General features: G+C 69.9%; 10 protein-coding genes, 1 tRNA gene and 1 other RNA gene. 4 read left to right on the top strand and 8 right to left on the bottom strand.

Translation table 11 applies throughout. The annotated features are described in order from the left end of the window. Positions 1-76: 76 nt before the first annotated feature. On the bottom strand, positions 77-586 hold the full coding sequence (locus C5C17_RS04455) for a GNAT family N-acetyltransferase (RefSeq protein WP_104252156.1): 510 nt from the start codon (positions 584-586) through the stop codon (positions 77-79). Between the two features lie 88 nt (positions 587-674). Here C5C17_RS04455 and C5C17_RS04450 point away from each other — a divergent pair, with 88 nt between their 5' ends. After that, on the top strand, positions 675-1,913 hold the full coding sequence (locus tag C5C17_RS04450; protein ID WP_104252155.1) for an APC family permease: 1,239 nt from the start codon (positions 675-677) through the stop codon (positions 1,911-1,913). A 319-nt stretch (positions 1,914-2,232) separates the two neighbouring features. Here the strand turns inward: C5C17_RS04450 and C5C17_RS04445 are convergent, their stop codons facing one another. The 7 genes from C5C17_RS04445 to pta all read right to left on the bottom strand — a co-directional run bounded on the left by C5C17_RS04445 (position 2,233) and on the right by pta (position 13,600). Beyond that, positions 2,233-3,723, bottom strand: coding sequence for a malate:quinone oxidoreductase (locus C5C17_RS04445; RefSeq protein ID WP_104252154.1), 1,491 nt, complete (start codon positions 3,721-3,723; stop codon positions 2,233-2,235). A gap of 190 nt (positions 3,724-3,913) precedes the next feature. After that, a complete protein-coding gene (locus C5C17_RS04440) occupies positions 3,914-4,966 on the bottom strand; it encodes an aspartate-semialdehyde dehydrogenase (protein WP_104252153.1) in 1,053 nt (350 codons plus the stop codon). Positions 4,967-4,991: 25 nt separating this feature from the next. Continuing rightward, on the bottom strand, positions 4,992-6,263 hold the full coding sequence (locus C5C17_RS04435; protein WP_104252152.1) for an aspartate kinase: 1,272 nt from the start codon (positions 6,261-6,263) through the stop codon (positions 4,992-4,994). A 183-nt stretch (positions 6,264-6,446) separates the two neighbouring features. Beyond that, positions 6,447-7,043 carry a recombination mediator RecR gene (gene recR, locus C5C17_RS04430; protein WP_104252151.1) on the bottom strand — a complete coding sequence of 199 codons (597 nt, stop codon included), beginning with the start codon at positions 7,041-7,043 and terminating at the stop codon, positions 6,447-6,449. A 42-nt stretch (positions 7,044-7,085) separates the two neighbouring features. Next, positions 7,086-10,010: a DNA polymerase III subunit gamma and tau gene (locus C5C17_RS04425; protein WP_104252150.1), complete on the bottom strand. Its 2,925-nt coding sequence runs from the start codon at positions 10,008-10,010 to the stop codon at positions 7,086-7,088. A gap of 233 nt (positions 10,011-10,243) precedes the next feature. Continuing rightward, complete coding sequence (locus C5C17_RS04420; RefSeq protein WP_104252149.1) at positions 10,244-11,431, bottom strand: acetate/propionate family kinase; 1,188 nt, start codon at positions 11,429-11,431, stop codon at positions 10,244-10,246. A gap of 54 nt (positions 11,432-11,485) precedes the next feature. Beyond that, a complete protein-coding gene (gene pta / locus C5C17_RS04415; protein WP_104252303.1) occupies positions 11,486-13,600 on the bottom strand; it encodes a phosphate acetyltransferase in 2,115 nt (704 codons plus the stop codon). A 102-nt stretch (positions 13,601-13,702) separates the two neighbouring features. Here pta and ffs point away from each other — a divergent pair. From ffs to C5C17_RS04400, 3 genes are all read left to right on the top strand, one after another. Next, positions 13,703-13,799: signal recognition particle sRNA small type (gene ffs / locus C5C17_RS04410), an RNA gene on the top strand. A gap of 94 nt (positions 13,800-13,893) precedes the next feature. Then, the gene (locus C5C17_RS04405; RefSeq protein WP_104252148.1) at positions 13,894-14,544 is read left to right on the top strand and encodes an SDR family oxidoreductase; all 651 of its coding nucleotides are present in this window, start codon (positions 13,894-13,896) and stop codon (positions 14,542-14,544) included. A gap of 106 nt (positions 14,545-14,650) precedes the next feature. Next, a tRNA-Ser gene (locus C5C17_RS04400) sits at positions 14,651-14,738 on the top strand. Positions 14,739-14,942 lie beyond the last annotated feature (204 nt).

Raw genomic sequence — 14,942 nt, 5'->3', positions numbered from 1 at the left:
AGGGCTGAGCCCGGTCGATCGTACCCGCCCGCACCGACATCCGCCCACCTCGCGCCGCCGCCACCGGCGGACAACGTCAGAGCCGCTTGACCATCTCCAGCTCCCGCTGCCGACGGTTCAACGGGTACGGAATCGTGGAGCCCGTCGCGACGAACCCGCGCCGCTCGTACGCGGCCCGAGCCCGCGCATTGTCCTCGTGCACGTGCAGCATGAGACCGGATGCGCGCGACGACGCCCACGCCTCGACCTCCCCGAGGAGCGCATCCGTCACCCCCGCCGCCCTGCCACGGTAGCCTTCCGCCACGTAGACGCTCACGAGCATGGGCCACGGCTCGTCGCGGAAGGAAACGCACCCCATCGTGCCCACCCAGGTGCCGCCGTCGAGCTCGGCGACAAGCGAGATGCCGTCGGCGGCATCCCCCCGGGCACCCCGCCTGCGCCACTCCCGCTCATCGTGGCCGAACGCCTCCGACAGGGTCTCCGTGTACGCGATGGGAGTGTCCTTGAGCATCTCGAGCCTGATCGCCCGCACAGCCCGCCAGTCGTCTGGCGTCGTCGCACGAATCGTGAACTGAGCTTCGGTCATCGCACGAGCGTACTCGCCGCGCGGCGTTCACCTGCCGCCTCTATCGTCGCCTGGACGGCAGAGTGACACGGACGAGGTGGGGCGGCGGATGACGACAGGTGCGGGGCCGAAGAAGATCGGCACGCTCGGCGCGACGGCCATCGGCGTCTCCGCGATGCTCGGCGCCGGGGTCTTCTCCGCCTACGCACCGGCGGCGCAAGCGGCGGGCGGCTGGCTCCTCCTCAGTCTCGCGATCGCGCTCGTCGTCGCCGCGAGCAACGCCGCATCGACCGCGCAGCTCGCGCGCCAGCACCCCGGAGCGGGCGGCGTGTACCTCTACGGCCGCGAGCAGCTCGGCGAATGGCCAGGGTTCCTCGCCGGCTGGGGGTTCGTGATCGGCAAGACGGCGTCCGTCGCCGCCATGGCCATCACCACCGCCGCCTACCTCGTACCCGAACCCCTCGCGCGGCCGGTCGCCCTCGCCGTGCTCGTCGCCGTCACGGCGGCCGGAATGCTCGGCATCACGCGCACCGCCGCCGTCGCGACCGTCATCGGCAGCGTCGTGATCGCTGGGCTGATCGGCGTCCTCGTCGTCGCGCAGGTCTCTCCACCGCTGTTCGGCTCAGCGAACGAAGACGACAGTGTCTTCTCCGCACCCGGGGTGCTGCAGGGCGCCGGCATCCTGTTCTTCGCCTTCGCCGGCTACGCCCGCGTCGCGACGCTGTCCGAAGAAGTGCGAGATCCGCGACGCACTGTCCCCCGCGCGATGCTCCTGTCGTTCGCCATCGTCAGCAGCTTGCTGGCAGTCCTCGGCTGGGCCCTGCTCAACACCCTCGGCCCGGGCAGGCTCCCGCTCACCCCGGCCCCGATCGCGGCGCTCGTCGAGACGCAGCCCGTCGCGGTCGCCGCCGTCAGCGTCCTCGCCGCCGTCTCGTCGATCGGCGCGCTCTCGGCCGTACTCGCGGGCAGCTCCCGCACCGCGATGGCGATGGGGCGACGACGCGACCTCCCTGCTGCGCTGGCGCAGCAGCATCCGTCGACCGCGGTGCCGAGGGCCGCGGTGCTCGCCGTCGCGCTCGGCGCCGCACTGCTCATCTGCGTCGGCGACATCCGCGAGGTCATCGGCTTCTCGAGCGCCGGCGTGCTCGTCTACTACCTGATCGCCAACCTCAGCGCTCTCACGCAGGCGCGGGAGCACCGCAGTGTCCCTCGCGGTGTGTCGGTGCTCGGCGCTGTGGGCTGCCTCACCCTCGTCGTGACCCTGCCGCCACTGGCCCTCGTGTCGGCCCTCGCGGTCCTCCTCGTCGGCGTCGTCGCGCGCCTCACGCTTCGGGCGAGACGCGGCTGACCGAGCGCTCGCAGCCACGCGACGGCGACCGCGGCAACGCGGCCGCGCCACGGCGGCTCGCGGCACGAACGCGCTCGACGCGGACAGTCACGGTGACGAGGCGACGAACATCGCCGCCTGAGGCAGCATTTTCGACCTCACGTCACCTCGATTGGCACGTGAGGTGTCGACAACGACGCAGACCCACATCACCGTGACGCCCTGGCGCGGTGAGAGTTCGAATGCCCCAGCGCTCCGCACGCACCGAGGCCGCCCCGCTTGTGCGGGACGGCCTCGGGAGCGCGCGTCGACCGGCCGGGTGCTGCCCCGGCCAGGTCGCCTAGTGCGCGTTCAGCTCGAGCGCCTCAGCGCTTGCAGTCTGCGTCGAATCTGCGAGCTCGGCCGACGAGTTCACGTCGGTGCCGAGGCTCGGCACGAGCGCCTCGAGCTTCGGCGCCCACTCGGCCTTCTTCTCCGGGTAGCAGCGGCCGAGCAGGTCGATCATGACCGGGACGGCGACGGATGCGCCGGGCGAGGCTCCGAGGAGGCCGGCGATCGAGCCGTCCTTCTTCGCGACGACCTCGGTGCCCATCTGCAGGATCCCACCGCGCTTCGGGTCCTTCTTCATGACCTGCACACGCTGACCGGCCGTGATGAGACGCCAGTCGGCGGCGTTCGCCTCGGGGAAGAACTCCTTCAGCTGCTCGAACTTCTTGTCCTTGCTCGCGAGCACCTGGCCGACGAGGTAGGTGACGAGGTCGAAGTTGTCCTTCGCGACGGCGAGCATCGGGATGAGGTTGTGCGGTCGCAGCGACTTGACGAGGTCGAGGTAGCTGCCCGTCTTGAGGTACTTGGGGCTGAAGCCCGCATACGGCCCGAACATGAGGGCCGGCTTGCCGTCGACGACGCGGGTGTCGAGATGCGGCACCGACATGGGCGGAGCGCCGACCGACGCCTTGCCGTAGACCTTCGCGAGGTGCTTCTCGACGACCGCGGGGTTGTCGGTGCGCAGGAACTGACCCGAGATCGGGAACCCGCCGTAACCCTTGATCTCGTCGATGCCCGACTTCTGGAGGAGCGGGAGCGCCCCGCCGCCGGCCCCCACGAACACGAAGCGCGCGCGGGTGACGTTCTTGCGGCCCTTCTGCTCGCCAGCGAGCTGCTGCGTCGCGATCTGCCAGATGCCGTCGCGCTGCTGGCGGAGCGCGATGACCTCCGTGTTGAGCCGCAGCACGGCGCCCCGGTCGACGAGGCCCTGCACGAGCTTGTGGGTGAGCGAGCCGAAGTCGACGTCGGTGCCCGCGGCTACGCGAGTCGCCGCGATCTTCTCGCCTGCCGGTCGGCCTTCGACGAGCGTCGGAGCCCAGGCCTTGATGACCTCCGGGTCGTCCGAGAACTCCATCGTCGAGAAGAGCGGCTCGGTCTTGAGCAGCTCGAAGCGGCGGCGCAGGAAGTCGACGTTCTCAGCACCGCGAACGAACGTCATGTGCGGCACGGAGTTGATGAAGCCTGACGGCTCGGGCAGCTCGCCGGCCTCGACGAGGGTGGCCCAGAACTGGCGCGACACCTGGAACTGCTCGTTGATCTGGATCGCCTTGGACGCGTCGATGACGCCGTCCTTCTCAGGCGTGTAGTTGAGCTCGCAGAGGGCGGCGTGGCCCGTGCCCGCGTTGTTCCACGGGCTCGAGCTCTCCTGAGCGAGCCCGTCGAGTCGCTCGATGATCTTGATGCTCCACTCGGGCTCCAGCTTCGAGAGCAGCGAGCCGAGGGTGGCACTCATGATGCCCCCGCCGATCAGAACGACGTCGTAGATCTTCTGTGAATCAGTCACCGAATCAGTCTACGACGGGGGCGGATGCGCATCCGCTTCACGTGGGCAGCGGGGCCTGCACATTCGCCGATTTTTGCTGTTTTCGAATGGTCTGCACCCGAAACAGGGGCCAGGCCACCTCGACCACTCCCGCGAACGCAAAAACGGACACCCGCGAGGGGTGCCCGTTCTTGCGTCTACGCCGTGGCGACTACGCTTTCGCGGCGACCAGCTCCGCGATCTGCACCGCGTTGAGCGCGGCGCCCTTGCGGAGGTTGTCGTTCGAGATGAACAGCGCGAGACCACGGTTGCCGTCGACCGACTGGTCCTGGCGGATGCGGCCGACGAGGCTCGGGTCCGCACCGGCTGCCTGCTGCGGCGTGGGCACGTCCACGAGGGCGACGCCGGGTGCCTCGGCGAGGAGCTCGCGGGCGCGGTCGGGCGTCAGCGCCTCCGCGAACTCGGCGTTGATCGACAGGGAGTGGCCGGTGAAGACGGGCACGCGCACGCACGTTCCGCTCACGCGCAGCTCGGGGAGGCCGAGGATCTTGCGGCTCTCGTTGCGCAGCTTCTGCTCTTCGTCGGTCTCTTCCGTGCCGTCGTCGACAACCGAGCCGGCGAGCGGGATGACGTTGAACGCGATGGGCGCGACGTACTTGTCGGAGGCCGGGAACTCGACGGCCGAACCGTTGTGCACCAGCCCGAGGAGCGCATCCTCACCCTGCCCGACCGCCGCGACTGCCTGCCCCGACAGCTCACGGGCGCCCGCGAGGCCAGAGCCGGACGTGGCCTGGTAGGTCGACACGATGAGGCGCTGGAGGCCAGCGGCCTCGTGCAGCACCTTCAGGACCGGCATGGCGGCCATGGTCGTGCAGTTCGGGTTCGCGATGATGCCCTTGGGCGGCGCGACGATCTCTTCCGGGTTGACCTCGGAGACCACGAGCGGCACCTCGGGGTCGCGGCGCCAGGCGCTCGAGTTGTCGATGACGAGCGCGCCGGCGGCGGCGAAGCGCTCGGCCTGCGCACGCGACGTGGTCGCGCCGGCGGAGAAGAGGGCGATGTCGATGCCGCTGACATCGGCGACCGCCACGTCTTCGACCGTGATGTCCTCACCGCGGAACGGGAGGGTCGTGCCGGCCGAGCGGGCCGACGCGAAGAAGCGGATGCTCTCGACCGGGAAGTCGCGCTCCTCGAGGAGGGTGCGCATGACGGCGCCCACCTGGCCAGTCGCGCCGACGACGGCGACGTTCAACTTGGTGCTCATGAGTGCTCTTTTCTGCTCGGCCGCGTCAGCGACCCGTGCCTGCGTAGACGACTGCCTCGGCGTCGCCGTCGAGGTCGAACGCGGTGTGGATGACGCGGGTTGCCTCGGTGACGAGGTCGGCCTGCGTGATGATCGAGATGCGGATCTCGGAGGTGGAGATCATGTCGATGTTGATGCCGGCATCCTTGAGCGCCGTGAAGAGCTTCGCGGTGACGCCGATGTTCGTGCGCATGCCGGAGCCGACGAGGGAGATCTTGCCGATGTCCTCCGTGAGGCGCAGCGACGCGTAGCCGATCTGCTCGCCCTCCGAGGCGATGGCGTCGAGCACGCGCTGCGCGTCCGCCTTCGGCAGCGTGAAGGAGATGTCGGTGACCTTCGTGTCCTGCTCGGACACGTTCTGCACGATCATGTCGATGTTCGCGCCCTGCTCGGCGACGATCGTGAAGATCGCGGCCGCCTTGCCTGGCACGTCAGGGACGCCCGCGATGGTGATCTTGGCCTGGCTCAGGTCGTGGGCGACACCCGCGATCATTGCTGCTTCCACTTCGTACTCCTCTGCCCGATCTGGGTTGTAGACGATGGTGCCCTCGTGGTCCGAGAACGACGAGCGGACGTGGAGCGTGACTCCCTGTCGGCGTGCGTACTCGACGGCGCGGATGTGCAGGACCTTCGCGCCGGAGGCGGCGAGCTCGAGCATCTCCTCGCTGGAGATGTAGTTCAGCTTGTGGGCCTTCGGCACGATGCGCGGGTCGGCGGAGAAGACGCCGTCGACGTCGGTGTAGATCTCGCAGACGTCCGCACCGAGGGCGGCCGCGAGCGCGACGGCCGTCGTGTCGGAGCCGCCGCGGCCCAGCGTGGTGATGTCTTTCGAGTCGCGGTTGAAGCCCTGGAAGCCGGCGACGATCGCGATGGCCCCTTCGTCGAGCGCTTCGCGCACACGCACGGGGGTGACGTCGACGATGCGCGCGTCGCCGTGCGTGGAGTCGGTGATCATGCCGGCCTGGCTGCCCGTGTAGCTCCTGGCGTCCATGCCGAGGTCCTTGATGGCCATAGCGAGGAGTGCCATCGAGACGCGCTCACCGGTCGTGACGAGCATGTCGAACTCGCGTGCGTCCGGAATCGTCGCGATCTGGTGCGCCAGGTCGATGAGGTCGTCGGTGGTGTCGCCCATTGCGGAGACGGCCACGACGACGTCGTTGCCCGCTTTGCGGGTCTCGACTACTCGGCGGGCCACTCGCTTGATGCTCTCCGCATCCGCGACCGATGATCCGCCGTACTTCTGGACGATCAGACTCACGTGTCTTGTCTCCTCCGGTTCAGGATGCGCGTCGAGCTGTGCCCGCGCGCCACAAGCTCCCATCCTATCCGGCGGGGGCATGCCGTTCCTAGCGCGGGGGGCGTTCGTTTCCGTTGATTGCAGGGCCGTGACCGAGTCGCGACAACCTGGAGGACGGTGAGGGCGGCGGGTGTCGCGAGGGGGTCAGTCGATGGCGCGGCGTCCGGAGAAGGCGCGGCCGAGGGTGATCTCGTCGGCGTACTCGAGGTCGCCGCCGACGGGGAGGCCGGACGCGAGCCGCGACACGGGCACTCCGATGCTCGTGAGGAGCCTGCTGAGGTAGGACGCGGTGGCGTCGCCTTCGAGGTTCGGGTCGGTCGCGACGATGACCTCCTTCACCTCGCCGGATTCGAGCCTGGCGAGGAGGGTGCGGATGTTCAGGTCGTCGGGGCCGATGCCCTCCATGGGGTTGATGGCTCCCCCGAGAACGTGGAAGAGGCCGCCGAACTCGCGGGTGCGCTCGATGGCGGCCACGTCCTTCGGCTCCTCGACGACGCAGATGACGGTGCGGTCGCGCCGCGGGTCCCGGCACACGTTGCACTCGGGACCTTCGCTGACGTTGCCGCAGACGGTGCAGAACTGCACCCGCTCGCGGACGGTGGCGAGGATCTGCGCGAGCCGCGACACGTCGAACGACTGCGTCTGCACGATGTGGAACGCGATGCGCTGCGCCGACTTGGGGCCGACGCCTGGCAGCCGACCGAGTTCGTCGATGAGGTCCTGGATGATGCCTTCATACATGGGTCAGAGTCCCCGGCCTTCGGATGATGCTGCAGACACGGCTCAGTAGCCGCCGTCTTCAGGTGGTGGTGGTGCGGAGAAGTCGTCGTCGGGTGGCAGCTCGACCGCTTCGGGCTCGGGCACGATGATGTCTTCGCCGATGAAGCGGGCGCCGAGTCGCTCGCGCACGATCGCCTCTCCGTAGCGCTCGACGCCGGGAATGACGGGCGCGCTCGCGACGCGCTGGGTGCCCTTCGGGGCGGGCGGCGCTGCGGGCGCCTGGGCTTCGTCGACCGCTGCGGTCTGTGTCGCGACAGGCGCTTCGGCGGGGGCCGAGACGACGGCGGATGCAGCTGGCGCGGACGCTGCTGGCGCCCGCGTCGCGGAGGCCGCACCCTGCGCGGCCCCTGCCCCGGGGATCGCGGCGGTTGCCCATCCGGAGCCTGGCCCGTCGTCGGGGAGGGACTGTTGGCCGGGGATCTTCGCGACGGTCCAGTTCAGGCCGCTCGAAGGGCCGGCGGCCGAGGTGGCCTGCGCGGAATGCGCGGCGGGAGCTTCCGCGTTCGCTGCTGGGGTCGCTGCAGCACGCTCACGCTGCGCGGGCTGTCCGGCCTGCGACCGAGGCGCCGCCGCACCCCCGGACGTTCCCTGCGCGCGGGCCGCGTCGGACTGTCGGCCTCGTGCCGGGTCGGGCTCCGCGGGGGCTGACGCTGGCTCGTCGGCGCGGTTGGCCGCCTGGGCGCTGCCCGCCCCGCCGGTCGCTGCCCCGCCAGGGCGCTGCGGCTGGAACTTCACGGTGATGCCGAACATCTCGTTGATCGCGGTGCGCAGCACGGCGCTCGGGGAGTCGGTTGCGCCCCGCTCACCACGGAACTGGTCGAGCACGGCTCGGGACGGCACCTCGAACACGAGCAGGTCGCCGGCGAGATCCCGCGGGTGCACGGACTGCGCGACGCTCCAGGCGTGCGTGCCGCCGAGGTCGCGCATGCGCTCGAGCAGCGTGGGCCAGGCGTCGCGCAGCTGCGCGAAGACGGGTGGTTCAGCGGATGCGCGAGCCGCGGTCGCGTGCGGAGCCGGAGCGTGAGCGGGGTCGGCGGCTCCGCCGGGCGCAGCCTCTGACGCAGGCGCGGGTGCCGGCGCGGGTGCGACTTCGGACGAAGGTGCCGTTTCCGGCGCCGATGCGACGTCCAGAGCAGACGCAGGTTCCGGCGCCGACGTGACGTCAGGATCCGGAGCGGGTCCCGGCTCTGACGCGGTGTCTCGCGCAGTTCCGAGTGCAGCAGCTTCGATCTCCGGAGCCGATTCGGTGCCGGGCGCGGACTCGACGTCCGACGCAGGTGCGCCGCCCGAGGCGGGGGCTGCAGCGGAGGCTGCGACGGACGGGGCGGCGGGCTCGTCCTCGGCGGGAGCGTCGGCGTCGGCCGGCGCGTCGCTGCTGCCCGGAGCGAGGACAACCGGCTCCGGCGCAGCCGGCTCCGGCGCAGACACGGTCGGCTCTGGCGCAGCCGTTGCCGGCGCAACTCCGGAGCCCGGAGTCGCGGCGGCCCACGATGCGGCGGCCAGGCGCGCGGCGGAGGCGGTGTCCGGCTCTGCCGCTGAGGGGACAGAAGGAGCAGCCGGAGTGGCGGGAGGCGCTTGGCGTTCACTCGGCGCCGAGTCGGCATTCTGCACCGGACGCGGTGCGGACTGGGCCTGGGGCTGTCGCTCCGAGGAGGGCTCCGGCGCTGCCGCGGGAGCGGGCTCCTGGCCAGGCGCAGCAACAGTGGAAACGGGCAGCGCAGCAGGCGCGGCAACGGCGGGCGCGGCCGCCGCAGCCGCGAGTCGCATCGGCGACGTGCCTGGCGCATCCGCCACCGCGAGCAGCGTGCCGCTGTCGATGAAGTCAGCGCGCGACGCGACGAGGATGCGCGCGACGAGCAGCTCGAGGTGAAGCTTCGGCGAGGTGACGCCGCTCATCTCGGTGAGCGTCTCGTTGACGAGGTCGGCGATGCCGGTGAGCGCGGCGGGCGAGAACCGGCCGGCCTGCACGCGCAGGGCCTCGACCTCATCCGCCCCAAGGCCGCGAAGGACCGCTCCGGCGCCTGGCCCTGTGGCCTTGGCGACGATGAGGTCGCGCAGACGCTCGAGGAGGTCCTCGACGTAGCGGCGCGGGTCCTGGCCAGACTGGATGACGCGGTCGACGGCCGTGTAGGCCGCGGCCGGATCTGCGTCGGCGAAGGCGTCGATCGACTCGTCGAGCAGCTCCTGGCCCGTGAAGCCCAGCAGCGCGGCTGCGCGCTGGTAGCCGAGGAGGCCCGTCTCGGAACCGGCGATGATCTGGTCGAGCAGCGAGAGCGTGTCTCGCGCCGAGCCACCGCCTGCGCGCACGACGAGCGGGAGCACGCCGGGCTCAGCCGTGACGCCCTCGCTCGTGCAGAGCTCTTCAACGTACTCGAGCATGAGAGCCGGCGGGATGAGCCGGAACGGGTAGTGATGCGTGCGCGAGCGGATCGTGCCGATGACCTTCTCGGGCTCGGTCGTCGCGAACACGAAGCGCACGTGCTCCGGCGGCTCCTCGACGACCTTGAGCAGGGCGTTGAAGCCGGCCGAGGTCACCATGTGCGCCTCATCGATGATGAAGATCTTGTAGCGGTCGCGGCTCGGCGCGAGGATGGCGCGCTCGCGCAGCTCGCGCGCGTCCTCCACGCCTCCGTGGCTGGCCGCGTCGATCTCGAAGACGTCGAGCGACCCCCCGCCATCGCGCGCCAGCTCGACGCAGCTCTGGCAGACACCGCACGGGGTGTCGGTCGGCCCCTCGGCGCAGTTCAGGCAGCGGGCGAGGATGCGCGCAGAGCTCGTCTTGCCGCAGCCGCGTGGGCCGGAGAAGAGATACGCGTGGTTGACGCGACCGGTGCGCAGCGCGGTCATGAGGGGTTCGGTGACCTGCGACTGCCCGATCATCTCGGCGAAGTTCTCAGGCCGATAGCGGCGGTACAGGGCTGTGGCCATGCGCTCCATCGTAGACGGCACCACCGACATCCGGCGCGGCCCCGGCTTCACCTGTGGCGACTCCGATTTCCGCAGCGGCGCAGACACCAGCCCTGCCAGCAAAGTGGCCCTTCACAGCGCCCGAAACGAAATCGCCGCCAGCCAAGTGGCCCTTCAGAGGACCCCAGAAGGGCCGTTTCGCTGGCAGCGATCGCTCCGGTGGGACGAGCATGGGCGGCGCGCGCCAGCCGGGCTCAGGCGATCGCGGCCAGACTCTGGCGCGCGATCTCGAGTTCCTCATTGGTCGGGACGACCAGCACCTCGATGCGCGAGTCGTCGGCCGAGATGCGGCGCGCATCCCGCGATGCCGACTCGTTGCGCTCGGGTGAGAGCTTCACGCCCAGCCATTCGAGGCCGTCGAGCACCTCGGCGCGCAGCTTGGCGTCGTTCTCGCCGATGCCCGCCGTGAAGACGATCGCGTCGGCGCCGCCGAGCAGCAGCATGTACGCGCCCAGGTAGTGGCGGATGCGGTGCGCGTAGACCGCGAGGCCGAGCTGCGCGCGCTCGTCGCCGGCGCTGGCCTTCTGGCGCACGTCTCGCATGTCACCGGAGCCCGTGAGCCCCAGGAGTCCCGACTTGCGGTTGAGGAGGTCGTCGAGCTGGTCGATCGTGTATCCGCCGCGGCGCGACAGGTGCACCAGGACGGCGGGGTCGAGGTCGCCGGTGCGGGTTCCCATGACGAGCCCCTCGAGCGGCGTCATGCCCATGCTCGTCTCGACGGAGCGGCCACCGTCGACCGCGCACATGCTCGCGCCGTTGCCGATGTGGAGCACGATCGTCTTGAGGCCGGCGAGGTCGCGCCCCAGGAAGCGGGCGGTCTCCTCGGACACGAACTTGTGGCTCGTGCCGTGCGCTCCGTACTTGCGCACGCGGTGCTCCTTCGCGACCTCCGCATCCAGTGCGTACAGCGACGACGCTTCGCTCATGGTCGTGTGGAACGCGGTGTCGAAGACCGCGACGTGGGGCGTGTCGGCGAAGACGTCGCGCGCGCCCACGATGCCCTCGAGGTTCGCGGGGTTGTGGAGCGGGGCGAGCGGGATGAGGTCATCGATGTCCTGCAGCACCTTGCCGTCGATGACGGCCGCGTCGAAGAAGCGACGCCCACCGTGCACGACTCGGTGCCCCACGACGACCGGCGGGAACTCGGCGAGGTCCGGCCCGTGCTCCTCGAACCCCTCGAGCATCGCCTCGAAGCCCCGAGTGTGGTCGGGGATGTCCGCCTCACGGGTGATGGTCGCTCCCCCGGTCCTGTGGGTGACGCTCGCGACGCCCTCGCCGATGCGCTCCACGAGGCCGGACGCGAGCGTCTCCTCGCGTTCCATGTCGATGAGCTGGTACTTGAAGGACGACGAGCCGGAGTTGACGACCAGGACGATGCTCATGGGCACCCTTTCTCGAGACCCGCGGGAAGCGGGAAGAATGTGCGGCTGCGGCCTCTACGAGCCTTGCGCCTGGATCGCGGTGATGGCGACGGTGTTGATGATGTCGGAGACGAGCGCGCCGCGCGAGAGGTCGTTGATGGGCTTGCCCAGCCCCTGCAGGATCGGGCCGATCGCCACGGCGCCGGCGGAGCGCTGCACCGCCTTGTACGTGTTGTTGCCCGTGTTGAGGTCGGGGAAGATGAAGACCGTCGCGCGGCCGGCCACCTGGCTGCCCGGCATCTTCTTGCTCGCGACCGCGGCATCCGTCGCCGCGTCGTATTGGATCGGCCCCTCGACGAGCAGCTCCGGCATGCGCTCACGCACGATGCCGGTCGCCGTGCGCACCTTGTCGACGTCGGCACCGGAGCCCGACTCGCCCGTCGAGTAGGAGAGCATCGCGACGCGAGGCGCGATGTCGAACTGGCTCGCCGTCTCGGCCGAGGAGATCGCGATGTCGGCGAGCTGCTCCGCCGTCGGGTCCGGGTTCACGGCGCAGTCGCCGTACACGAGGACGCGGTCGGCGAGGGCCATGAGGAACACGCTCGAGACCACGGAGACACCAGCCTTGGTCTTGACGATCTCGAAGCCGGGGCGGATGGTGTGCGCGGTCGTGTGGGCCGCGCCCGAGACCATCCCGTCCGCGAGGCCCAGGTGCACCATGAGGGTGCCGAAGTAGCTGACGTCGCGCACGCGCTCGGTCGCGGCCTCGATGGTGACGCCCTTGTGCGAACGCAGTCTCGCGTACTCCTCGGCGAAGCGCGCGACGTAGTCGGGGTTGCTCGTGCTGAGCACGTGGGCGGCTGAGATGTCGACGCCGAGCGCGGACGCACGGCCACGCACCTCCGACTCCTCACCCAGGATCGTGATCTCGGCGACCTCGCGGGCCAGCAGAGAGCCGGCGGCCACGAGGATGCGGTCGTCGCTGCCCTCCGGAAGCACGATGTGCTTGCGGTCCGAGCGTGCACGGTCGAGGAGCGTGTTCTCGAACATGAGCGGCGTGACGACCAGCGACTGCTTCACGTTGAGGAGCGCCACGACCTCGATGGCCGGGATGTGCTGCTCGAACTTCGCGAGGGCGAGGTCGATCTTGCGGCGCGAGATTCCCGCGGCCGCGAGTCGACCGCGCGTCTGCATGATGCGCTGCGCCGTGTCGTAGGTGCCGAAGTTGGTGCGGATGATAGGCACCTCGACGTTGAGACCGTTGATGAGCCGCTCGATGGCCGGCGGGAACTCGAACGGGCCGTTCACGACGATGCCCGTGAGGGACGGGAAGGTCTCCGCGCGCTGCGCGAGGAGCACGGCGAGCAGCACCTCGGTGCGGTCGGCCGCGATGACGACGACCGCGCCCTCCTTGAGACGTTCGAGGACGTTCTGCATCGACATGCCCGCGAGGACGATGCCGAGCACCTCGCGACCGAGCAGCTCGCGGTCGCCGTAGACGAGCTCCCCGCCCACCGCGTCCAGCAGCTGCGAGAGCGAGGGGGCCATGAGCAGCGGCGTCTCGGGGATCGCCCACACGGGAACCTTGTGGCCGAGCTCGCGCAGAGCCCGCTCGGCGACAGCTCGACGCACCTCTTCCGTGGCGTTCTCGTCGGCGCGGTTGATGGTGATCGCGAGCAGCGTCGCGTGCGCGGCGTCAAGTTCGGGCAGGGTCACCTCGAGCGCCTGCGCGAGCTGCTCCGGGGTGCGCGGCTGGCCCTTGTCGGCGTCGAGGCCGGTCAGGACGAGAAGGACCGGCGCGCCGAGGTTCGCGGCAACCCTCGCGTTGAAGCCCAGCTCGGCCGGGTTGCCGACGTCGGTGAAGTCGCTGCCCACGATGACGACCGTGTCGCAGCGGCGCTCGAGGGCGCGGTACCGGGTGACGATGCGGGAGAGCGCCTCATCAGGGTCGGCGTGCACGTCGTCGTAGGTGACGCCGAAACCGGACTCGTACTCCGGGCCGCGGTTCTGCGGGTCGAGCTGCGAGAGGAGCAGCTCGAGGATGTCGTCGCGAACTTCGGCGCTCTGCACGATGGGCCGGAACACACCCACGCGCCCGATCGAGCGGCTCAGGGCGTTCACCACTCCGAGCGCGACGGCTGACTTGCCAGAGTGACCCTCTGATGACGTGATGTAGATGCTTGTCCCCACGCCTCGCAATGCTAGTCGGGCGATGAGTCAGCGGGCTGTCGCGATCCTGCCAATTGCGGATGCACCGGATTCGCGTCTCGCGCCCATCGCGCTATGATGGTCGACGGCTCCTCGCGTGGCGCCATCCAGGCCAACTCCCCCAGGGCGGAAACGCAGCAAGGGTAACCGGGCTCTGGCGGGTGCGCGGGGGGTCTTTTCTTTTCCCCGCCGAACTCTGCCACTCCCGCGGCCTGGCAGATCGCCCGCGGCGAACGCTGGCCTCGAACTCAGACTCACCAGCTTGACTGGGTGGCATGAGAATCGCAGTCATCGGTGGAAACGGTCAGATCGCACGTCTTCTTACGACCCAGCTCCTGCAGCGCGGGCACCGCGTCACGAGCGTCGTCCGAAACCCGGAGCACGTCGACTCCCTCAAGGAGCTCGGCGCGGATCCGGTGATCGCCGACCTCGAGCAGAGCACGCCAACAGACCTCGCGAAGCAGCTGGGGCACGTGGACGCGGTCGTCTTCGCGGCAGGCGCGGGCCCCAACAGCGGTCCCGAGCGGAAGCTCACGCTCGACCGTGACGGGGCGATCCTGTCGGCGGATGCGGCCGAGCTCGCGAACATCCGCAGGTTCGTCGTCGTCTCCGCAATCGGCACGGACACCTTCGACCGGGACTCGGACGACGTCTACCAGGTGTACCTCCGCGCCAAGAGCGAAGCCGACGCCAACATCCGCGGCCGCAGCGCGAAGCTCGACTGGACCATCGTCCGGCCGGGAGGACTCACCGACGACGCCACGGGCAGCGTCAAGATCGGCGAGCAGGTCGAACGCGGGTCCATCCCCCGTGCCGACGTGGCAGCGGTGATCGCCGCCCTCCTCGACCGCCACGCCGGCATCCACAAGCAGTTCGAGGTCGTCTCCGGAGACGAAGAGATCGGCGCAGCAGTCAAGAAGCTCTAGAGGGAGGCCCGCCGGGCCTCCCTCTCTGGAGCGATTTGGTGCTCGCGTTCACGAACGGTCGCTGGAACCGGTATGCTCTTTCGAGGTGAGCGCCTGGCGCTCCCGTGGAGGATTCGCCTAGTGGCCTATGGCGCACGCTTGGAAAGCGTGTTGGGTGAAAGCCCTCAGGGGTTCGAATCCCCTATCCTCCGCCATGTGCACGAAAGCCCTGACCAGGGATCCCCGGTCGGGGCTTTCGTCATTCGCCCACCCTCGTCGACGTGCCGACCACAACTCCGCCCTGCTGGGCGCCGTCGGGCGCATACACGCGGAAAACACACGCTCGTGGCTCGAGGAAGCTGCACTTCCCGCATGTCTGTGGTGAGCTGGCGCAGGCAGAGCAGAGGCGAGCGGACGCG

Origin of the sequence: Pseudoclavibacter sp. RFBA6, assembly GCF_002931575.1 — a bacterium.
In the GTDB taxonomy this organism is placed as follows: domain Bacteria; phylum Actinomycetota; class Actinomycetes; order Actinomycetales; family Microbacteriaceae; genus Pseudoclavibacter; species Pseudoclavibacter terrae.
The sequence above is the reverse complement of the archived record's forward strand: the minus strand, read 5'-3'. Positions and strand labels throughout refer to the sequence as shown.